This window comes from Rathayibacter iranicus NCPPB 2253 = VKM Ac-1602 (assembly GCF_003149025.1).
In the GTDB taxonomy this organism is placed as follows: Bacteria; Actinomycetota; Actinomycetes; order Actinomycetales; family Microbacteriaceae; genus Rathayibacter; species Rathayibacter iranicus.
The window spans coordinates 158,892-180,310 of sequence record NZ_QGDV01000002.1; the positions used below are offsets into that span (position 1 = coordinate 158,892).

A 21,419-nucleotide genomic window follows, 5' to 3' on the forward strand; every position below is an offset into this window, starting at 1 on the left:
TGTCGTTGTGAGCCACCGGCCCGGTCACGCGTATAGATTCGATGCGGGCCTGCACAGGCCTCCGATCTCGCCCCCAGGGGAAGGACGCCCGATGCTCCACTCCACCCGGACTCCTACTGAGAAGCGGCGCCTGTTCCGCGAGCGCCTCGCCTCCGGGGAACTCGTGCAGTTACCCGGAGCATTCACTCCGCTCTCGGCGCGACTGATCGAGGCCAAAGGCTTCGACGGGATTTATGTGTCCGGAGCCGTCCTCTCGGCCGAGCTGGGCTTGCCGGACATCGGGCTGACCACGCTCACGGAGGTGGCCGGCCGTTCGCAGCAGATCGCGCGGATGACCGATCTGCCGGTCTTGGTCGACGCCGACACCGGGTTCGGTGAGCCGCTGAACGTGGCCCGGACAGTGCAGATGCTCGAGGACGTGGGAGTGGCGGGGCTGCATATCGAGGACCAGGTCAATCCCAAGCGCTGCGGGCACCTCGACGGCAAGGCGGTGGTCGATGAGGCCACCTCGGTGCGCAGGATCGCCGCCGCGGTCGACGCACGGCGCGACCCGGACCTCGTCGTCATGGCCCGCACGGACATCCGCGCTCTCGATGGCCTGCCCGCCGCGATCGACCGGGCGAAGCGCCTCGTCGAGGCCGGTGCCGACGCGATCTTCCCGGAGGCGATGCGCGATCTTGGTGAGTTCGAGGCCGTTCGCGCCGCAATTGACGTGCCGATCTTGGCCAATATGACTGAGTTCGGCAAGAGCGAACTGTTTACCGCGCAGCAACTGGCCGACGTCGGCGTGAATGTGGTGATCCATCCGGTCTCTCTGCTGCGGATCGCGATGGGGGCCGCGATGCGCGCTCTGGATACCTTGAAGGCTGAGGGCTCGCTCCGCTCCGAGGTGCCAGGCATGCAGACCCGCGCCGAGCTGTACGAGCTGCTCGACTACGCGTCCTACAGCCGCTTCGACGAGGGCGTCTTCGACTTCTCCCTCGCCGACCACTACGGCGCCTGATCCGGCGGCGCTACTTCGCGCCGGCGCTCTTCCGCGCCGTCGCCGACACTCTCGAAGGAGCGAAGGATGAGCACCACCGATCCGAACATCCGCATGGGACTCGTGGGGGTCGTCGTGGATACGACGGCGATCTCAAAGGTCGATCCGGAGTCGAATTCGCTGCTCTATCGGGGCTACCCCGTGCACGAGCTGGCGACGCAGCGATCGTTCGAGGACGTGGCCTGGCTGCTCTGGCACGGTGAGCTGCCGACGGCGGCGGAGTCGGCCGGGCTCGCCGTCGTGGAGCGCGAGCATCGCGCGCTGCTCCCCGAGGTGCAGGCGGTGATCGACCTGCTCCCCACGTCCGCGCACCCGATGGACGTCGTGCGCACGGCGGTCAGCGTGCTTGGCGCTCTCGATCCCCACGCTGATGCTGATGCCCCAGACGCCGTCCTCGAGCGCTCCGTACGACTCTGGGCGGCGCTGCCCGGGATCGTCGCCTACGCTCAACGCCGCAGGCACGGCCTCGAGCCGATCGCGCCGCGCGACGACCTCGACTACTCCGAGAACTTCCTCTGGACGACGTTCGGCGCGGTGCCCGAGCCGGTCGTGGTCGACGCCTTCCGGGTCTCGCTGGTGCTGTACGCCGAGCACTCCTTCAACGCGTCAACCTTCACGGCGCGCGTGGTCACCTCGACCCTCTCAGACGTCTACTCAGCTGTGACCGCGGCGGTCGGCGCGCTGAAGGGTCCGCTGCACGGCGGCGCGAATGAGGCGGTCCTGCACGTGCTCGACGACATCGGCACGGGTCCGCGGGCGCAGGAACGGTCGGAGGAGTGGCTCGCGGTAGCCCTGAGCGAGCGACGCAAAGTCATGGGCTTCGGACATCGGGTGTACAAGTCGGGTGATTCGCGCGTGCCGACGATGGAGGCCGCGCTGCGCCGGTTGGCGAAGTACGAGGGCGCGAGCGCACTGATCGAGCTCTACGATGCGCTGGCGACGGCGATGGCCGAGCGGACGGGCATCCTGCCCAACCTCGACTACCCGTCAGGACCCGCGTACCGATTGATGGGCTTCGACACCGAGATCTTCACACCGCTGTTCGTCGCGGCGCGCGTGGTGGGCTGGACGGCTCACGTCATCGAGCAGCGCGCGTCGAACGCGCTGATCCGGCCGCTGTCTGCATACGACGGACCGGCCCCCCGCCCGGTGCCGGAGCCCGAGGCGGGGGGACGTGATGCGACAGCTGCACAGCCTCCGCGACCAGCAGGGGCCACGCGCGGCAGAGATCAGGCGCGAGCGTCGCGCGCCTGAGCACGCAGCGCGCGTTCGACCGCAGCCAGGTTCTCGATCACGAGACGGCGCAGAGCCGGCACGTCGGGGTTCGCATCGAGCCACTCGTTCGTGGCATCGACAAGTGCCGACGTGGGCGTCGCCGCCGGGTAGAACCCGACCACCAGATACTCCGCGATCTTGTAACTCTTCGATTCCCAGAGCGAGCGCAGGGCGCCGAAGTAGACCGGAACCATCGCGTTGAGCAGATGCGGATCGGACACGCGTTGAAAGCCGAGGCCGGTCGAGCGGACGATCGTGTTCGGTGCAGAGTCGTCGGCGGTGACGGAGTCCCACGCCGCGCGCTTCGCTTCCACGGTCGGTAGCGCGGCGCGTGCCTGCGCGGCCGACTGCTGCCCGGTCGCGGTGTTGTCGGAGGCGAGGGCGGCGTCGATCTCGTCGGTGCCGACTCGTCCTCCCGCGACGAGCGCGATGAGCAGCTCCCAGCCGAGGTCCGTATCGATGTCCAGTCCCTCGAGGGCGGTGCTGCCGTCGAGAAGGGCCTGCACGGCGTCGAGGTGCGCGGGCGTCGACGCGAGTGCTGCGAAAAACTTCACGAACTGGAACTGCGCATCGCTGCCGACCGCGGAGGTCTGGGCGAGGGTCCACAGCGTGTCGCCCGCCTCCTGCACGACCTTGGCCCGGTGCTCGGGCCCGACGTACTGGGTGGCGGTGATCACCAGCTGGTTGAGCACGGTGCGGAGCGTCGTCGACTCGGTCTCGGTGGCGATGTTGCTCAGTACGAGGCGAACGAAGTCGCGCGGGGGCGTTTCGGCGTCGCGGGTTGCGTCCCAGGCCGAGCCCCAGACCAGCGAGCGGGCGAGCGGGCTCTCGATGCTCGCGAGATGCTCGATAGCGATGGCGAGCGAGGCCTCGTCGAGCCGGATTTTCGCGTAGGCGAGGTCGTCGTCGTTGAGCAGGACGAGGGCTGGGCGAGTGCGTCCGATCAGCTCGGGGACTTCGGTCCGCCCTCCGTCGATGTCGAGCTCGAGTCGGTCGACGCGCACGAGGCGCTCGCCCTCGAAATCGTAGAGGCCGATCGCCAGGCGGTGCGGGCGGATGGTCGGATACTCCTCGACCGCGCTCTGCAGGATCGCGAACGAAGCGATCACCCCGTTTTCATCCACGACAATGTCGGGGCGCAGCGTGTTCACTCCTGCGGTCTCGAGCCACTGGGCCGACCATTCGGTGAGATCCCGGCCGCTGGTGGCCTCGAGTTCGACCAGGAGATCGCGCAGTTCGGTGTTCGAGAACGCGTGCTTCACGAAGTACGCGTGAACGCCCGCGAGGAATTCCTTTTCACCGACCCACGCGACGAGCTGCTTGAGCACGGAGGCGCCCTTCGCGTAGGTGATCCCGTCGAAGTTGACCTGCACGTCCTCCAGGTCGTTGATCGTCGCGACGATCGGGTGCGTCGATGGCAGCTGGTCCTGGCGGTAGGCCCAGCTCTTCTCCATCGCGGCGAAGGTGGTCCACGCCTCGGTCCACTCCGTCGCCTGGGCGGTGGCGAGCGTGGAGGCGTACTCGGCGAACGATTCGTTCAGCCAGAGGTCGTTCCACCACTTCATCGTGACGAGGTCGCCGAACCACATGTGCGCGAGCTCGTGCAGAATCGTGACGACCCGGCGCTCCTTGATCGCGTCGGTGACCTTCGAGCGGAACACGTAGGTCTCGGTGAAGGTGACCGCTCCTGCGTTCTCCATCGCGCCCGCGTTGAACTCCGGGACAAAGAGCTGGTCGTATTTGGCAAACGGATACGGAACTCCGAACTTCTCTTCGTAGAAGGCGAAGCCCTGCTTGGTCTTCTCGAACACGTAGTCCGCGTCGAGGAAGGGCGCGAGGGAGGCACGGGCGAAGACGCCGAGGGGGATGGTACGGCCGTCAGAGGAAACCAGCGAGTCGGTCACCGCGACGTACGGACCGGCGATGAGGGCCGTGATGTAGGACGAGATCCGCGGAGTGGGATCGAAGTTCCACGTCGCGGCGCCGTCGCCTGCGGGCACCGACTCCGGCGTCGGCTGGTTCGAGACGACCTGCCAGGCGGCGGGAGCGGTGACGCTGAAGCGGAAGGTCGCTTTGAGATCCGGCTGCTCGAACACCGCGAACACGCGGCGGGAGTCGGGAACCTCGAACTGCGAGTACAGGTAGACCTCGCCGTCGACCGGATCGACGAAGCGATGCAGACCTTCGCCGGTGTTGGTGTACATCGCGTCGGCGATGACCGTCAGCTCATTCTCGTCCGCGAGCGAGTCAAGGCGAATCCGTACTCCATCGGCGACGTCGGCCGGGTCGAGTTCGACACCGTTGAGAGTGACGGAGTGGACCGTCCGCGTGATCGCGTCGAGGAAGGTCGCGGCGCCTTCGGTGGCGGAGAAGCGCACCGTGGTCGTGCTCAGAAAGGTCTCGGCGCCCCGGGTCAGGTCGAGAGCAATGTCGTAGTCGTGAACCTGGATCAGCGAAGCGCGCTGCTGCGCCTCGCTCTGGGTGAGATTGTCTCCTGGCACAGGTGTGCTCCATCCGTTCGTTCCGGGCGCTGCCGCCGGGCGCCTGGGGACCGGCGCCGCCGATCCAGCCTAGAGCCGCCGATGGTGCGGGGATGAGTCCGCTCGGCCACCTCAGCGGCTCCTTGCGGGCCGTGATCGAGGGAAGTCACCAGGAGCGGCAGCGCCGGTGCGGCGTAGCGTTATCTCATGACCTTCGTGGATTTTTGGTTCGACCCCTCCTGCCCCTGGGCCTGGATGACCTCGCGCTTCGTGGACGAGGTGGCCCCCGCCCGCGACCTCGACGTGACGTGGCACATCATGAGCCTCGCCGTCCTCAATGAAGACAAAGACGTCGATGAGGCGTACCGCGCTTTCTTCCCACGCGCACTCCGGTACACACGCCTGGTCGCCGCCGTCGCCGAGCGCGAGGGTCGAGAGCACGTCAAGGCGCTGTACGACGCGCTCGGCACGCGGATCCACGTGGGCGGTCGCTTCGATGCGGACGCGATCATCGCGGAGTCCCTCGCCGAGCTCGGCCTGCCTGCCAGCCTCGCGGCGTTCGCCGACTCGGACGAGTACGACGAACCGATGCGCGCCTCCCACTTCGACGGCATCGAACGCGTCGGTCAGGACGTCGGCACGCCCGTCATCGCACTCGGTGATGTGGCGTTCTTCGGTCCCGTGATCTCGCCCACCCCGCGCGGCGAGCAGGCGCTGACCCTCTGGGACGGCATCGTCGCAGCCGCGTCGTACGACGGCTTCTTCGAGCTCAAGCGCTCGCGCACGCGCGACCCGCAATTCGACTGACCGCGCCCGCGGTACTCTGGCTCCCGGCCCCGGCTCCACGGGCCCCCAGACGGCTTTCCCGGAGGACGAGCGCGTGCGCATCCACATTGCAACGGACCACGCAGGGCTGGAATTCAGCCGGCACCTGATCGAGCACCTCGGTTCCGCCGGTCACGACGTGATCGACCACGGACCGACGTCCTACGACCCGCTCGATGACTACCCCTCCTTCTGCATCAACGCCGCGGCTGCTGTCGTGCGCGACCAGGAGGCGGGCGTCGAAGCACTCGGCATCGTCTTCGGCGGCTCCGGCAACGGCGAGCAGATCGCCGCGAACAAGGTGGCGGGAGTGCGGGCCGCGCTGGTCTGGAACCTCAGTACCGCGGTCCTGGCTCGCGCGCACAATGACGCGAACGTGATCTCGATCGGCGCCCGACAGCACTCGGTTGCAGAGGCGACGAGCTTCATTGATGCGTTCGTCGCCGAGCCGTTCAGCTTCGAGGAGCGGCACGTGCGCCGGATCGCGCAGTTGGCCGAGTACGAGGCGACCGGCGACATTGCCGGCCGGGTCGTCGACTCCGCTGCGAAGGAGCGTTGAGTGCCCGAGGGCCATTCCGTCCACCGGATCGCTCTGCAATTCGAGCGCGACGTCGTCGGCCACCGAGTCGCGATGAGCAGTCCGCAGGGTCGCTTCGCTGAGGGAGCTGCGCTCCTCGACGGCCGTGAGGTGCAGACGTCGACCGCGGTCGGCAAGCACCTGCTGCTGCGCTTCGAGGGCGAACTCACTCTGCACGTCCATCTCGGTCTCTACGGGGCCTGGGACTTTCTCGGCCGTGTCTCGCCGCTGTTCCCGGACAGCACGGCGGGGAGCAGCATCGGGGCGCCGCGCCGGCGCCGCGCCGTGCGCCTGTCCGAGACGGAGCACGAGACTGACGAAGACCTGGAGGAATTCCCGCCTGCACCTGTGGGCGCCGTGCGCGTGCGGATTCAGACGGAGGAGACCGTCGCCGATCTGCGCGGCCCCACTGCCTGCGAGGTGATGGTCCCCGCTCAGGTGGACGCCCTGCTCGCCCGGCTCGGCCCCGATCCCGCCACCGACGACTCCGACGAGGCCCGTGACCGTTTCGTGAACCGGCTCCGCGCGACCGCGACTCCGGTCGGCCTGGTGCTGATGGACCAGTCGGTGGTGAGCGGCATTGGCAACATTTACCGCGCCGAATTGCTCTACCGCGCCGGGCTCGACCCGCACGTGCCGGGCAAGCAGGTGCCGCTCGAGGTCGCTCGCGAACTGTGGGCCGACTGGGCGCACCTTTTGGAGGATGGCATCCGCACCGGGATGATGATCACCCGGCGCGGCCTGACCTCCTCCGAGCGCTCCACGGCCGTGCGCAGTCGGGCCGAGCGCAACTACGTCTACAAGCGTGAAGGGCTGCCGTGCCGCGTCTGCGGGACGAACGTCCTGCTGGAGGAGATCGGCGGGCGCAAGCTGTACTGGTGCCCGGTGTGCCAGTCGTGAGCGGAGCGAGCGAGCGGATCACTGCCGAGGAGCGTCGCGGGCTCGTGCTGCGCGACGCGCGCCTGCTCGGGGCGGCCGAGCCAGTCTCGGTGCTGCTGCGCGGCGGGCGGATCGAGGCGATCGGAGCGGCAGCCATGGCCGGTCCCGGCGACGACGTCCGTGAACTTGACGGTCGCTGGCTGCTGCCGGGCCTCTGGGATGAGCACGTGCACTTCTCACAGTGGGCGATGACCGCGCCGCGACTCGACGTCTCGGCGACCGACTCCGCACGCGAGGTCGCTGAGTCGGTGCGCGCAAAGCTGATGACCGCTCCCGGACCGGGGACTCTGGTGGGATTCGGCTTCCGTGACGGGCTCTGGGCCGAGCCGCCGACGACAGCACTGCTCGACGAGGTCGCAGCGGAGCGACCCGTCGTCCTCATCAGCGGCGATCTGCATTGCGCCTGGCTCAATACCGCCGCCTACCGGCGATACGGATTCCCGGTGCAAAATGACCTTCTTCGCGAGGACCGGTGCTTCGCGCTGGTCACCGCGCTCGGGGCGCTCAGCGACGAGGACCTTGACGTTCTCGTCGAGACGGCGGCGCAGCGGGCGGCGGCGCGCGGTGTCGTCGGAGTGGTCGATCTCGAGATGCGCTGGAACGCGGGGGACTGGACCCGGCGAGTCGGCCGTGGCATCCGCTCGCTCCGCGTCGAGACGGGCGTCTACCGCGACCACCTCGACCGCGCCCTCGCCGAGAAGTTCCGCTCGGGCGACGAGATCCCCGGCGCCGCCGGCCTCGTGCGGATGGGTCGGCTCAAAGTCCTGATTGACGGCTCGCTGAACACCCGGACGGCGTACTGCGTCGACCCCTACATCGGGCACGGCGGGCGTGGCGCGCTCACGGTCGACCTGCACGAACTCGACGCACTGCTTGCCCGAGCGGCGGCGGGCGGCATCCGTTCGAGCGTGCACGCGATCGGCGATGCCGCGGCGACCGTCGCTCTCGACGCGCTCGGCCGGATCGGCGGAGGCCGGATCGAGCACGCGCAACTGCTCTCCGACTCAGACCTGCCGCGCTTCGCGGCGCTCGGAGTGGAGGCGGGTGTTCAGCCGGCTCATGCGCTCGATGACCACGACGTGGCGGACCGCTACTGGGCGGGTCGTACAGGCCGCGCTTTCGCGCTCCGCTCTCTCTTCGACTCCGGAGCGACGGTCGTGCTCGGCTCGGACGCGCCGGTGGCTCCGCTGGACCCGTGGGTCGCGATCTCGGCGGCCGTTTCCCGCGCGTTGCCCGGCAACGAGCCGTGGCATCCGGAGCAGCGGGTCAGCGTCGAGGAGGCGATCATCGCCTCCACACGCGTCCGCCGCCTGTGCCCGCAGCCGGGTGACGTGGCGGACCTCGTGATCGTCGACCGAAACCCACTTACAGCTGACGCAGGAGCCCTGCGCTCGATGCCGGTCGCCGCGACTCTCTTAGCTGGGCGCGTCACTCACGAACTCTGACGCACCCGGTCCTCCCTCCCGCGAAGGACGTCGAGAGCGGCCTAGCTCTCGCTGACGTGAGCGAAGAGGAACCAGCGGTCCTTCTCGAGACCGCGGCCGATCTCGATCGCGACGTCCTGGCTGCTCGCGTCGATGTCGGCGAGTTCGGCGATGGCCGTGTTCACGGTCGCGATCGCGACGTCCATCTGCCGGATGATCTCGACAATCGCGTTCTCGGAGCGCTGGAAGCCGGGGGTGAGCGGCTCGGACTGCGTCGCCGAAGCGACCGTTTGGATACGCGCGTCGACGGGAAGGCCCAGAGCGACGACACGCTCGGCGGCGAGGTCGGCCCACTCGATCGCACGGCCCACGATCGCGTCAAGCAGTTCGTGCACGCCAATGAAGTTCGCGCCGCGGACGTGCCAGTGCGCCTGCTTGCCGTTGACGGCGAGGGCGGTCATCTCGACGACGACCGGGCTGAGGAACTGCGCGACTCCGGATGCGACATCCGGGTTCGACGAGGTGAGCGACGGGACGGATGTGGTGGACATCGTCTTCCTTCCGAGAGGGGGTGATGAACTGTCGACACTACGCAGATCGTGAGCCGGCGCAAGCAAGCGCAGGCTCGGCTCAGTCGGGCACAGGGTAGGCTCACCCGCCCGCGATCCGGGGGTTCGCCTCCGGGTCCGCTGGTGTGCGCGCCGGTACGCTCGACCGGGTTGCCGCGCCTGGCAGAACCAGATGGGAGGAGCGGATGAGCGACGCGACATCGGCTCTTGGCGAGGCCACCCGTGCCTATCTCCGACTCTGGAGCAGAGTGCCGCGCGAAGTGCTCTCGCTGGTGCTCGCCCTCCCGCTCGTCATCGTCGGCGCGTTCTGCGCGGGAGCCGCGCTCGCGCTCGCGCTCGGACTGCTCGGCGTCCTCATCGGGCTGGTCTTTCTCCCCGCCGCCCTCTACGTCGCGCGTTTCTTCTCCCGGGCAGCGGTCGGCCTGGACGTTCTGGCCGGTCGACCCGCCGTGCAGGATCCGCAATGGCGACGGGCGCCGGCATCGGGCACCTCCGCCACCTTCGCGCTTTACGGGCCGGTGATCGACGGCCACTACTGGCTGGCGCTCCTGCACACGCTCCTTGTCGCTCCACTGCTCGCCATCCTGTTCGGTCTCGTCCTCCTGCTCTGGGTCGCCGCGGGTCCCGGCACCGTCGTCTCGGCTTTCGGCGGTGGCAGCTCGGGGGTGGTGAATGTGCTGGCCGAGCAGACCGCGAACGCCCTCCGCATTCCAGAGCCGCCTAATGGATTCGTCACCGCGGCCGCCGTCGCCGTCACGGTGCTGTTCGTCACGACGCTCCCGTTCGTGACCCGCGGTCTCACGCTCGCGCGGTTCCTCGTCGACCGCCTCCTGCTCGGGCCATGGGAGTCGGAGGCACTCCAACGCGAGGTCGCCGAACTCAGCGCTTCCCGTGGCGCGGCCGTCGCCGCCGAGGACCGGGCACTGCGACAGCTCGAGCGTGACATCCACGACGGACCCCAGCAACGCCTCCTGCGCGTGCAGATGGACCTCGCCTCCGCCCGGACCCGGATCGCCGCCGACCCCGAGTCGGCCGTCACTCTCGTCGACGAGGCGCGCGAGCACGTTCGGGCCGCGCTCGACGAACTCCGCGCGCTCTCCCGAGGCGTGGCGCCACCGATTCTCCAGGACCGCGGATTCGAGGCTGCCGTGCTCTCGCTCGCGGCACTCAGCCCGGTCCCCGTCGAGGTGCTGACCGAGCACTCGGTGGCCGATGTGCCGCCCGAGGTGGAGCGCAGCGTCTACTTCGTCCTCGCCGAACTGTTCGCGAATGCCTCGAAGCATGCCTCCGCGCGCTCGATCCGTGTGTACCTCGATACCCGCGACGCCGGACCGGCAGGGGAGCGTTGGCTCGACGCGTGGGTGATTGACGATGGAGTCGGCGGCGCCGCCGCGGTCGCCGGTCACGGCCTTGAGGGGATCGGCGGGCGGGTCAGGGGGCTGCAGGGGCTGCTGACGGTGGAGTCGCCGCTCGGCGGGCCGACCACGATCGGCGTTCACGTTCCCTTCCGTCCGACGGCCCTATCCTGAGCGGGTGCCCGTCATCCGCGTCGCCATCGCCGAGGACTCGGTCCTCCTGCGCGAGGGCCTCGTCCGTCTTTTCGAGGACGCGGGCTTCGACTCCGTTGGGGCATTCGGCGACGCCGACGGCCTGCTCGCTGACCTCGCTCGCGACCCGGGAGGCGTCGACGTCGCGGTGCTCGATGTGCGCATGCCGCCCACTTTCCGTGACGAGGGCGTGCGCGCGGCGCTAGAGATCCGCCGCCGCCACCCCGGGATCGCCGTCCTCTTGCTGAGCCAGTACGTCGAAGTGACGTACGCGCAGGAGTTGCTCGGCTCCGGCGACGGTGGCCTCGGCTACTTGCTCAAGGACAGAGTCGCGTCGGTGGACGAGCTCCGCGACGCTGTCGAGCGCGTCGCCGCCGGGGGAACGGTCCTGGATCCGCAGGTTGTCGCCTCTCTGCTGCACCGTCATCGTGATCCGCTGGCCGCCCTCACGCCGCGAGAACGCGAAGTGCTGGAGCAGATGGCGCAGGGCAGGACGAATGCCGGTGTCGCCACGGCCCTGTTCGTCGGCGTCGGTGCCGTTGAGAAGAACGTCACCGCGATCTTCCAGAAGCTGGGGCTCGAGGACTCGGGCTCCGACCATCGACGCGTGCTGGCCGTGCTCGCGTGGCTGCGCGCGGGCCGTTGAAGGCTACTGAGAGGATCATCCGATGTCACCGACTCTTTCGCAGGGCGCTCGCGTTCTCTCCCTGGCCGGTGGGCGCACGCCGGTCATCGCCGCCTCCGCCTGGGTAGCGCCTGGAGCCGTGATCATCGGCTCGGTGCGCCTTGGCGAGCGGACGAGCGTCTGGTACGGAGCAGTCCTCCGCGCGGAGCACGCACGGATCGAGCTCGGCGAAGGCAGCAATCTGCAGGACGGTGTCATCGTGCACGTCGATGAGGGCTTCGACGCCATGATCGGCGCGGACGTCTCGGTCGGGCACAACGCCGTCCTGCACGGCTGCACTCTGGAGGAGGGCGTGCTCGTGGGGATGAACGCGACGGTTCTCAACGGCGCCACCATCGGGGCGGGATCGCTGGTTGCGGCGGGCGCCGTGGTGCTGGAGGGCGCGACCGTCCCGCCCGGATCTCTCGTCGCCGGTGTTCCGGCCAAGGTGCGCCGAGAACTGTCCGAGGAAGAGCGCGCGGATATCCGCCGAAACGCCGCGTCGTACATCATCCTGACCGAGGAGCACCGCGCCGCGGAGTGAATCATCGCATGGTAGCTGTGGCACAGCCACGGTGGAGGGGCTGACGAGAATCGAACTCGCATCATCTGTTTGGAAGACAGAGGCTTTACCACTAAGCTACAGCCCCGAATGTGGGCCCCCATGGATCCTGACCCGGGAAATCCGACCCTGGCGGATCCGGAGGTGTGTAGCCCCGGACATTCGGCGTGTCCGCGTCTCTCGACCCGGGCACCAGGACAGCGTAGTACATCGGATCCGATTCGCGGACACCCCGCTCGTCCGCGTCACGCGGTTCCGGTCGTCGGAGCCGCCGTGCAGTACACTTGCGAAGGCCATTTCGGCGTGTTGCGCGAGCGAACGTGCGGGGAGGGCTTGACGAGAGTCTCATCAGCACGGTGCTTAGGCCCGCGCATTCGGGGCGTAGCTCAGCTTGGCTAGAGCGCCCGCTTTGGGAGCGGGAGGTCGCAGGTTCGAATCCTGTCGCCCCGACCACGAGAACTCATCGTTCTGACACCGACCCGTCACGACCGGTCATCCGGCGCCGACACCAACCAGCACAGGAGATCCCCTCACGTGAAGACCACGCTAGAACAGCTGAGCCCGACGCGCGTGAAGCTCGCGATTTCGGTCACCCCGGACGAGCTCGGCCCGAGCATCACGCACGCCTACGGCCATATCGCCGAGCAGATCACCGTTCCCGGCTTCCGCAAGGGCAAGGTTCCGCCGGCCATCGTCGACCAGCGCGTCGGCAAGGCAGCCGTTCTCGAGCACGCTGTCAATGAGGGCATGGACGGCTTCTATCGCGAGGCTGTCCGCGAGACGGAGGTCCGTCCGCTGGGCCGCCCGCAGGCCGACATCGTCACGTGGCCGAGCGAAAAGGACTTCGCCGGCGACCTCGAGCTCTCCATCGAGGTCGATGTCCGGCCCGAGATCACTCTGCCGGACTACGACGGCATCGAGCTGACGGTCGACGCTGATGTGGTCACCGACGCCGACGTCGAAGCCGAGCTGGATACGCTCCGCGGCCGCTTCGGCACTCTCGTTACCGTCGACCGCCCTGCGGCTCTCGGCGACTTCGTGCAGATCGACTTGATCGCGACGATCGACGGCGTGGAGGTCGACAGCGAGAACGGCGTCTCGTACGAGCTTGGCTCTGGTCGGCTTATCGAGGGCATCGACGAGGCCCTCGATTCGCTTACCGCCGGCGAAAGCACGACCTTCTCGGCTCCGCTGGTCGGAGGAGATCACGTTGGCGAGCAGGCCGAGATCGCCATCACGCTCACGGCTGTCAAGGAGCGCGAACTCCCCGAGGCCAACGACGACTTCGCTCAGATCGCCAGCGAGTTCGACACCATCGCCGAGCTGCGAGCCTCCCTCAAGGAGCGTGCCGCCGAGCAGAAGACGTTCGCTCAGGGCGGCGAAGCCCGCGAGAAGCTCGTCGACGCGCTGCTCGCGCTCGTCGAGGTTCCGGTGCCCGCATCCCTCGTCGAGGACGAGGTGCACCGACACCTCGAGGGCGAGAACCGCCTCGAAGATGACGAGCACCGCGCCGAGGTCACCGAGGCCAGCGAGAAGACCTTCAAGACCCAGATCCTCCTCGACTACGTTGTCGAGCGGGAGAAAGTACAGGTCAGCCAGGACGAACTCATGCAGTACCTCATCCAGGGTGCCGCGCAGTACGGCATGGAGCCGAACGAATTCATCAAAGTGTTGTCCGAGAACAACCAGATCGGCCAGATGGTGGGCGAGGTCGGCCGCAATAAGGCCCTCGCGATTGTGTTGGGCAAAGCCAAGGTGACCGACACCGAGGGCAACCCGATCGATCTCACCTCGTTCACCGCCGTACCGGGCGACGACGAGGCGGCCGAATCCGAACCCGACGCCGTGGAGGCCGCCGAGACCGAGGTCGTGGAGGAGGCGCTGGCCGTATCCGATGCCGAGGCACCCGCCGAGTCCGCGGCTGAGGAGGAGCCCGCAGCGGCTCCCAAGAAGAAGCGCGCCCCGGCCAAAAAGAAGGATGCCGCTCCCACCGAAGAGACCGCGGTAGCCGAGTAGTCCTCACAGTACACAGCTGGAGCCGCCCCCGATCCATCGGAGGGCGGCTCCTTGCGTGCGTGGCCGGTCGATCCGCCGCGGGCGAACACGGACGGCTCCGGCTCCGCCCCCGGCGAACACGGCAGGATCGGCGCTGCACCGTCCGATAGATTCGCCTCCGAAGCGACAACTGAAACGGAGCAATACATGGCCGACATGGTTATGCCCAACAGTGTTTTCGACCGCCTGCTCAAGGACCGGATCATCTGGCTCGGTTCTGAGGTGCGCGACGAGAACGCGAACGAGATCGCCGCAAAGCTCCTGCTCTTGGCAGCCGAGGATGCCGAGCGCGATATCTTCCTCTACATCAACTCTCCCGGCGGCTCCATTACCGCGGGCATGGCGATCTACGACACCATGCAGTTCGTCCCGAACGACATCGTGACCGTCGGCATCGGGATGGCGGCCTCGATGGGGCAGCTCCTCCTCACCGCTGGAACGCAGGGCAAGCGCTATATCACCCCGAACGCGCGAGTGCTCTTGCACCAGCCGCACGGCGGCTTCGGGGGTACCGCCTCCGACATCCAGACTCAGGCGCAGCTCATCCTTGACATGAAGAAGCGCCTCGCCGAGATCACGGCGAAAGCGACTGGCAAGACCGTCGAGCAGGTCAACGACGACGGCGACCGCGATCGCTGGTTCAGTGCCGAGGAGGCTCTGGCCTACGGCTTCGTCGACCACATCCGTTCGTCGGCGTCCGACGTGACCGGCGGTGGCGGAACCGCCATCGACGAGTAGTCCAGCGACCGCGCCGAGAGATCAGGAACAGACAATGACCACACCCACCTTCGGCACAACGGCGTTCGGCTCGGGAGCCGCACCGTCCTCGCGCTATATCCTCCCCACCTTCGAGGAGCGCACGGCCTACGGCTACAAGCGCCAGGACCCGTACGCGAAGCTTTTCGAGGACCGCATCATTTTCCTCGGCGTGCAGGTCGACGACGCCTCCGCAGACGACATCATGGCCCAGCTTCTCGTGCTCGAGAGCCAGGACCCAGACCGTGACATCGTCATGTACATCAACTCCCCGGGCGGCTCCTTCACCGCGATGACGGCGATCTACGACACGATGCAGTACATTCGCCCGCACATTCAGACCGTGGTGCTCGGGCAGGCGGCTTCTGCCGCAGCCGTGCTGACCGCCGCGGGCACACCTGGCAAGCGACTGGCGCTGCCGAACGCGCGCATCCTCATCCACCAGCCAGCCGTGCAGCAGGGTGGGGGTCAGGCCTCGGACATCGAGATTCAGGCCGCCGAGATCATGCGGATGCGCGAGTGGCTGGAGGAGACCCTGTCCAGCCACTCCAACCGCTCGGTCGAGCAGGTCAAGAAGGATATCGACCGCGACAAGATCCTCGGTGCGAGCGACGCACTCGAGTACGGGTTGATCGACCAGGTCCTCACGAGCCGCAAGAGCCTTCCCGCTCTTACGTCCTGAGGATCGTCAGTGCAGGGGCCGGGTGGCGGAGCGATCCGCGGCCCGGCCCCTGCTCTGTTCCGGCCCCTGCTCTGTTCAGGATCTGCTCTCTTCAGGATCTGTACTGCTCAGGACCTGCGTTCTCCAGCCGCAGCGCTCACCGAATCGCCCGTCATCCGTAGCAAAGCGCCATCCGCCGCGCAAGGGACGGCAAATTCGGCCCGCGTCCCGAGGCATCGCAGCTCAGAGGCTAGGCTCGGAGGGTCGCCCAGCGGCACCGTCGGTCTGGGTACGCCGGAGCTTCAGCGCTCAACTCGAACTCAGCACGACCAGACCTCCGCACGACACACGCACGACAAGGAAGTGGGGCATTCCCGTGGCACGTATTGGCGAGAGCGCCGACCTGCTGAAGTGCTCCTTCTGCGGTAAAAGCCAGAAGCAGGTCCAGCAGCTCATTGCAGGACCGGGCGTCTATATCTGCGACGAGTGCGTCGAACTGTGCAACGAAATCATCGAGGAGCGCCTGTCCGAGTCCAGCGAGGAGACGAGCCACGAGTTCGACCTCCCGAAGCCCAAGGAGATCTTCGGCTTCCTCGAGGAGTACGTGATCGGGCAGGAGCAGGCGAAGAAGGCCCTCGCGGTCGCCGTCTACAACCACTACAAGCGGGTCCGCGTCCGCAACACCATTACCGCGGCGGACGCGATCCACGATGAGGTCGAGATCGCCAAGAGCAACATCCTGTTGATCGGTCCGACCGGCTGCGGCAAGACCTATCTTGCGCAGACTCTGGCCAAGCGGCTGAACGTCCCGTTCGCGGTCGCTGATGCAACGGCCCTCACCGAGGCGGGCTACGTGGGCGAAGACGTCGAGAACATTCTCCTCAAGCTGATCCAGGCCGCTGACTATGACGTCAAGCGGGCCGAGACCGGCATCATCTACATCGACGAGGTCGACAAGATCGCGAGAAAGGCCGAGAACCCCTCGATCACCCGCGATGTCTCAGGTGAGGGCGTGCAGCAGGCGCTGCTCAAGATTCTCGAAGGGACGATCGCCTCGGTGCCGCCGCAGGGCGGCCGCAAGCATCCGCACCAGGAGTTCATCCAGATCGACACCACGAACGTGCTGTTCATCGTCGCCGGGGCTTTCGCCGGGCTGGAAGACATCATCTCGTCCCGCGCGGGCAAGCGGGGGATCGGCTTCGGCGCTCCACTGCACAACAAAGGCGACGAGATCAACATTTTCAGCGAGGTCTTGCCGGAGGATCTGCACAAGTTCGGGCTCATTCCGGAGTTCATCGGTCGCCTCCCCATCGTCACGACGGTCACTCAGCTCGACCAGCACGCGCTCATGCAAATCCTGACCGAGCCGCGCAATGCGCTCGTGAAGCAGTATCAGCGGATGTTCGAGATCGACGGGGTCGAACTCGAGTTCGACCGCAGCGCGCTCGAGGCCATCGCCGATCTGGCCGTCCTACGCCAGACCGGGGCTCGTGGTCTGCGCGCGATCCTCGAGGAAGTGCTCGGCCCGATCATGTTCGAGGTGCCCTCGTCCGATGAGGTCGCTCGCGTCGTCGTCACCCGCGCCGCGGTCCTCGACAATGCCGCGCCGACGATCGTGCCGCACGCGCCGCGTCGCGAAGAGAAGAGCGCCTGAACCGGCGGCCGTGTCGCTGACCGAGTGAGCGGATCGGCCATCCGCGCCAGTTCGCGGTGATTGGCCCCTCGCGTCGGCCAGAGCGATCCTGCGCCTTCCCTACTCTGGCGAAGCGCGAGATCGTCGCGTCCGTCGGCTTGCACCCGCGGTTCGCGCCCGGGAGGCACCGCCATCATCCAGCCGCTGCTCGCCGGGATCGTCGCTGCACTCACTGGCTTCTCTAGCTCTTTCGCGATCGTCCTTGGTGGAGTCGTCGCGGTCGGTGCCACTGATTCCCAGGCCGCCTCCGGACTCTTGGCCGTCTGCGTGCTGCAGGGCCTGTTGTGCATCCTGCTGAGCGTCCGCTACCGGGTGCCGATGACCTTCGCGTGGAGCACTCCGGGCGCGGCGCTACTCGCCGCGACGGCGACCCTCCCCGGTGGTTTCGATCGCGCGGTCGGCGCGTTCCTCTGTGCCTCCGCCCTGCTCGTGATCACTGGACTGTGGCCGGCATTGGGAAGACTCGTCGCGCGCATTCCTCGACCGCTGGCCAACGCGATGCTCGCGGGCATTCTCTTCCCGCTCGTCCTCGCCCCGGTGCGGGCCGCTGTCGAGATTCCCGAACGAGCGCTACCGGTAATCCTGCTCTGGCTGATCCTGGCTCGGCTCCTCCCGCGGTGGGCGGCGCCTGCGGCTATCGCGCTGGCCATCGTGCTGCTGCTGGTGACGGACGGGGCGGCCCTGGACAGCGCCCAGCTGCTCCCGGTGCCGCAATTCGTCGCTCCGGTCTTTGACATCGGCGCGATGGTGGGGATCGGATTGCCGCTCGCTGTCGTGACGATGGCGGGGCAAAACATTCCGGGCATCGCGGTGCTCTCGAGCTTTGGCTACGAGGCGCACTCCCGACCGGGCATCGTGCTGAGCGGGGCGTTTTCGGGTGTTGCGGCCGTGTTCGGCGGCGTGCCGATCAACTTCGCTGCCCTGAGCGCGGCGCTGACCGCGGGACCCGAAGCCTCGGCGCGGCCGGAGCAACGGTGGATCGCGTCCGTGTCGGCGGGCGGGTCCTACCTGGTGCTCGGTCTCTTCGCGGGCGCCGCCGCCGCTCTGGTGTCGTCTGCAAGTCCCCTCCTGATCGAGGCGGTCGCGGGGTTGGCGCTCCTTGGCGTCTTCGTCTCGGCCCTGCAGGCGGCGGTGGAGGACGTGACGCTGCACATACCAGCCGCTACGACCCTCCTTGTGACGGCCTCGGGCGCCACGATTGCCGGGATCGGTTCGGCGTTCTGGGGGCTCGTCGTCGGACTGGTCGTTCTGGCCTGGCTCGTGCCGAGGAGGCACCGGGCCTAGAGATCTCCGCGGGCGAGGACGGCCCGACTATCCCCAGTCGTCCTCGCCCTCGACGCGGCCCTCGGGCTGCGTAATGAAGGCCGCGTCCTCACCGGGACGATAGGTGATCGTGGTGCCGTTATCGAGTTCGAGCACGGGCTTGCCCTCGAGCCAGGTGAGTGTCCAGCGCCAGTCGGCGGTCGCCGTTCCGGAGTGGGTGAGCTCGCCCTCCACCTCGTGGACTGCGGTCACCACGATCGCTGGCAGGGTCTGCGGGGGCGTGTCGCCGACCGCCCATCGGGTTCCGAGTTGCATCCGGTGTCCTCTCTCGTGGTCGCACTGCGGGAGTCCCCTCCCTGGAGCTTTTACGCCTCGGTCTCGAGTTCGATTGCGACAGACAGCGCGTCGCCCTCGTCGAATGTCAGCTCCGCGATGCGCCCGACAGCCGCGAGATCGTTCGCTGCGAGCCGGAGCGAGGCGACGAAATCGGCCGGAGCGGTGACGGTAGCGGAGACCACCGCGGCCTTCTGCGACGCCTTCGCGTCGGTCTTTGCGCGTCGAATGGCAGTGAGCACTGAGCTGGCCGCCGTCAGCACCGATGGGTCGCCGTCCAGGCCTCCCGAGGTCGGCCACGGCTGACGGTGCACAGAATCGTCGTGCGACCACGACCATGTCTCCTCCGTCGCGAAGGGGAGAAAAGGAGCGAAGAGGCGCTCTAGAGCGTCGAGCGCCCGGTGCAGTGCGGCTGCCGCTGAGGCGCCGTCCTCGCTGTACGCGCGCTCCTTGACGAGTTCGAGGTAGTCGTCGCAGAACGTCCAGAAGAACGCTTCCGTTGTCTCCAAGGCCCGCGCATGGTCGTAGTTCTCGAGCGCGGTCGTCGCCTCGGCGATGACGGTATCGAGCGTCGCCAGCATGCTCAGGTCAAGTGGATTCGTCACCGTCGCGCCCTCGGCGGGCGGGAAGCCGTGGATGAACTTCGCCGCGTTGAGAACCTTGATCGCCAGGCGGCGGCCGATCTTGATCTGCGTCGGATTCTGCGGGTCGAAGGCTGCGTCGGTGCCGAGGCGGGACGAGGCAGCCCAGTAGCGGACCGCGTCCGAGCCGTGCTGCTCCAGCATCGCCGCGGGGGTGACGACGTTGCCCTTCGACTTCGACATCTTCTTGCGGTCGGGGTCGACGATGAAGCCGGACACGGTCGCGGTGCGCCAGGGAGCACGGCCGTCCTCGAGCTGAGAGCGCAGGAGTGTGGAGAAGAGCCAGGTGCGAATGATGTCCTGACCCTGCGGGCGCAGATCGTAGGGCGCGACCAGCTGCCAGAGCTCGTCGTCGCGCTCCCAGCCACCCGCGAGCTGCGGGGTGAGGGACGAGGTCGCCCAGGTGTCCATCACGTCGAGCTCGCCCTGGAATCCACCCGGCACACCGCGCTGCTCCTCGGAGTAGCCCGGAGCGGCATCGCTGGACGGGTCGACCGGTAGATCCGACTCCTCCGGAACGAGCGGAGAGTCGAAGATCGGAGTGCCGTCGCCGTCGAGCGGGTACCAGACGGGGATCGGCACGCCGAAGAAGCGCTGACGCGAGATCAGCCAGTCTCCCGAGAGGCCGTTTACCCAGTTCTCGTAGCGGACGCGCATGAACTCCGGCACGAAGCGCACGTCGCGGCCGAGTTCGAGCAGGCGCTCCTTGAGGGCTGCGTCGCGCGCGCCATTGCCGACGTACCACTGGCGGGTCGAGACGATCTCGAGCGGCTTGTCGCCCTTCTCGAAGAACTTCACCTGGTGCGTGATCGGACGCGGCTCGCCGAGCATCTCGCCCGACTCCTTCAGCAGTGCGACGACGGCCTGCTTGGCAGAGAAGACGGTCTTGCCCGCAAGCTGCGCGTAAGCCTCGCGGCCGGCATCACCCGTAATGGCGGCCGGCGCTTCCGAGATGAGGCGTCCGTCGAAGCCGATGATCGCGCGATTGGGCAGGTCGAGTTCCCGCCACCAGACGACGTCGGTGATGTCGCCGAACGTGCAGATCATCGCTATGCCCGAGCCCTTGTCCTTCTGCGCGAGGTGGTGCGCGAGGACCGGTACCTCGACATCGAAGAGCGGAGTGCGCACCGTGGTACCGAACAGTGGCTGATAGCGCTCGTCATCGGGGTGCGCGACCAGGGCGACGCAGGCGGGGAGCAGCTCGGGCCGGGTCGTCTCGATGAAGACGTCGTCGGCTCCGTCCCGATGAAAACCAATGCGGTGATATGCGCCGGGCTGGTCCTTGTCCTCGAGTTCGGCCTGCGCGACGGCGGTGCGGAAGGTGATGTCCCAGAGCGTGGGCGCCTGGGCCTGGTAGGCCTCTCCGCGAGCGAGATTACGGAGGAACGCGCGCTGCGATGCGGCCTGGGACTCGTTGCCGATCGTTCGGTAGCTCTGCGACCAGTCAACGGAGAGGCCGAGGGTCCGCCACACGTCTTCGAACTGCTTCTCGTCCTCGACGGTCAGGCGCTCACAGAGTTCGATGAAGTTACGGCGCGAGATGGGCTTCTGATCGGCCGCCTTGCTGCTCTTGGTGTCGCCGCCCTCGAACGGAGGGGTGAAATCGGGGTCGTAGGGGAGCGTCGGGTCGCAGCGCACTCCGTAGTAGTTCTGCACGCGGCGCTCGGTGGGCAAGCCGTTGTCATCCCAGCCCATCGGGTAAAAGACGCTCTTTCCCCGCATCCGCTGGAAGCGCGCGATCACGTCGGTGTGGGTGTAGGAGAAGACGTGACCGATGTGCAACGAGCCGGACGCGGTCGGCGGCGGCGTGTCGATCGAATAGACGTCGGCGCGGGAGAGTCCCGCACGGTCGAACCGGTAGGTCCCGTCGGTCTGCCAGCGCAGGCCCCACCTCGACTCCAGGCCCTCGAGGGCGGGCTTCGCGGGGAGACGGTCGGCGAGGGTCATGATGCTCCGGTTCGATGTGGGCGGCACCGCGTTGGTGGTGATGGTGCCTGGATGGCGGCTGTTAGCCGCGACAATGCTACCGGCCCGCGCGCACGTCTCTCGGGACACGACGGGGAACGGCACCGAGGGAAGGCGTCACACGTGCCGCTTGGCCGAGCGGCGCAGA

At 67.7% G+C, this 21,419-nt stretch carries 18 protein-coding genes and 2 tRNA genes; 15 read left to right on the forward strand and 5 right to left on the reverse strand.

The features are described from left to right. Positions 1-91: 91 nt before the first annotated feature. A complete protein-coding gene (gene prpB, locus B0H03_RS03280; RefSeq protein WP_104264698.1) occupies positions 92-1,003 on the forward strand; it encodes a methylisocitrate lyase in 912 nt (303 codons plus the stop codon). A 66-nt stretch (positions 1,004-1,069) separates the two neighbouring features. Continuing rightward, positions 1,070-2,296, forward strand: a complete 1,227-nt coding sequence (locus B0H03_RS03285) for a bifunctional 2-methylcitrate synthase/citrate synthase (RefSeq protein WP_104264699.1) — start codon at positions 1,070-1,072, stop codon at positions 2,294-2,296. Here the strand turns inward: B0H03_RS03285 and pepN are convergent. After that, positions 2,272-4,818, reverse strand: coding sequence for an aminopeptidase N (pepN, locus tag B0H03_RS03290; RefSeq protein ID WP_104264700.1), 2,547 nt, complete (start codon positions 4,816-4,818; stop codon positions 2,272-2,274). The two genes, B0H03_RS03285 and pepN, sit on opposite strands and share 25 nt — an antisense overlap. A gap of 186 nt (positions 4,819-5,004) precedes the next feature. Here pepN and B0H03_RS03295 point away from each other — a divergent pair, with 186 nt between their 5' ends. From B0H03_RS03295 to B0H03_RS03310, 4 genes are all read left to right on the forward strand, one after another. Beyond that, the gene (locus B0H03_RS03295; RefSeq protein ID WP_104264701.1) at positions 5,005-5,604 is read left to right on the forward strand and encodes a mycothiol-dependent nitroreductase Rv2466c family protein; all 600 of its coding nucleotides are present in this window, start codon (positions 5,005-5,007) and stop codon (positions 5,602-5,604) included. A 73-nt stretch (positions 5,605-5,677) separates the two neighbouring features. Next, positions 5,678-6,181 (forward strand): ribose-5-phosphate isomerase, encoded by a 504-nt coding sequence (locus B0H03_RS03300; RefSeq protein ID WP_104264702.1) that lies wholly within the window; start codon positions 5,678-5,680, stop codon positions 6,179-6,181. Continuing rightward, on the forward strand, positions 6,182-7,099 hold the full coding sequence (locus tag B0H03_RS03305; protein ID WP_104264703.1) for an Fpg/Nei family DNA glycosylase: 918 nt from the start codon (positions 6,182-6,184) through the stop codon (positions 7,097-7,099). It begins immediately after the preceding gene. Next, complete coding sequence (locus B0H03_RS03310; RefSeq protein ID WP_241560388.1) at positions 7,078-8,583, forward strand: amidohydrolase; 1,506 nt, start codon at positions 7,078-7,080, stop codon at positions 8,581-8,583. The genes B0H03_RS03305 and B0H03_RS03310 overlap by 22 nt, the downstream gene beginning before the upstream one ends. A 41-nt stretch (positions 8,584-8,624) precedes the next feature. Here B0H03_RS03310 and B0H03_RS03315 read toward each other — a convergent pair whose 3' ends face one another. Then, positions 8,625-9,113 carry a Dps family protein gene (locus B0H03_RS03315; RefSeq protein ID WP_104264704.1) on the reverse strand — a complete coding sequence of 163 codons (489 nt, stop codon included), beginning with the start codon at positions 9,111-9,113 and terminating at the stop codon, positions 8,625-8,627. 203 nt (positions 9,114-9,316) lie between these two features. Here B0H03_RS03315 and B0H03_RS03320 point away from each other — a divergent pair, with 203 nt between their 5' ends. The 3 genes from B0H03_RS03320 to B0H03_RS03330 are packed head-to-tail and all read left to right on the forward strand — an operon-like array spanning position 9,317 to position 11,886. Beyond that, on the forward strand, positions 9,317-10,660 hold the full coding sequence (locus B0H03_RS03320) for a sensor histidine kinase (protein ID WP_104264705.1): 1,344 nt from the start codon (positions 9,317-9,319) through the stop codon (positions 10,658-10,660). 4 nt (positions 10,661-10,664) lie between these two features. Next, positions 10,665-11,324: a response regulator transcription factor gene (locus B0H03_RS03325; protein ID WP_104264706.1), complete on the forward strand. Its 660-nt coding sequence runs from the start codon at positions 10,665-10,667 to the stop codon at positions 11,322-11,324. A 22-nt stretch (positions 11,325-11,346) separates the two neighbouring features. Further along, a complete protein-coding gene (locus B0H03_RS03330) occupies positions 11,347-11,886 on the forward strand; it encodes a gamma carbonic anhydrase family protein (protein ID WP_104264707.1) in 540 nt (179 codons plus the stop codon). Between the two features lie 32 nt (positions 11,887-11,918). Here B0H03_RS03330 and B0H03_RS03335 read toward each other — a convergent pair. Further along, a tRNA-Gly gene (locus B0H03_RS03335) sits at positions 11,919-11,992 on the reverse strand. A 287-nt stretch (positions 11,993-12,279) separates the two neighbouring features. Between B0H03_RS03335 and B0H03_RS03340 the strand changes: the two genes are divergently transcribed. From B0H03_RS03340 to B0H03_RS03365, 6 genes are all read left to right on the forward strand, one after another. Next, positions 12,280-12,357, forward strand: a tRNA-Pro gene (locus tag B0H03_RS03340). 81 nt (positions 12,358-12,438) lie between these two features. Continuing rightward, a complete protein-coding gene (tig, locus tag B0H03_RS03345; protein ID WP_104264708.1) occupies positions 12,439-13,920 on the forward strand; it encodes a trigger factor in 1,482 nt (493 codons plus the stop codon). Between the two features lie 186 nt (positions 13,921-14,106). After that, positions 14,107-14,697 (forward strand): ATP-dependent Clp protease proteolytic subunit, encoded by a 591-nt coding sequence (locus tag B0H03_RS03350; protein ID WP_104264709.1) that lies wholly within the window; start codon positions 14,107-14,109, stop codon positions 14,695-14,697. A gap of 34 nt (positions 14,698-14,731) precedes the next feature. Continuing rightward, positions 14,732-15,397 (forward strand): ATP-dependent Clp protease proteolytic subunit, encoded by a 666-nt coding sequence (locus tag B0H03_RS03355; RefSeq protein WP_104264710.1) that lies wholly within the window; start codon positions 14,732-14,734, stop codon positions 15,395-15,397. A gap of 355 nt (positions 15,398-15,752) precedes the next feature. After that, on the forward strand, positions 15,753-17,030 hold the full coding sequence (gene clpX, locus B0H03_RS03360; protein WP_104264711.1) for an ATP-dependent Clp protease ATP-binding subunit ClpX: 1,278 nt from the start codon (positions 15,753-15,755) through the stop codon (positions 17,028-17,030). A gap of 60 nt (positions 17,031-17,090) precedes the next feature. Beyond that, positions 17,091-18,353, forward strand: coding sequence for a benzoate/H(+) symporter BenE family transporter (locus B0H03_RS03365; protein ID WP_237399418.1), 1,263 nt, complete (start codon positions 17,091-17,093; stop codon positions 18,351-18,353). 27 nt (positions 18,354-18,380) lie between these two features. Here B0H03_RS03365 and B0H03_RS03370 read toward each other — a convergent pair whose 3' ends face one another. Then, the gene (locus B0H03_RS03370; protein WP_104264712.1) at positions 18,381-18,647 is read right to left on the reverse strand and encodes a hypothetical protein; all 267 of its coding nucleotides are present in this window, start codon (positions 18,645-18,647) and stop codon (positions 18,381-18,383) included. Positions 18,648-18,697: 50 nt separating this feature from the next. Then, positions 18,698-21,253, reverse strand: a complete 2,556-nt coding sequence (gene valS, locus B0H03_RS03375; RefSeq protein WP_104264713.1) for a valine--tRNA ligase — start codon at positions 21,251-21,253, stop codon at positions 18,698-18,700. Between the last annotated feature and the right edge of the window lie 166 nt (positions 21,254-21,419).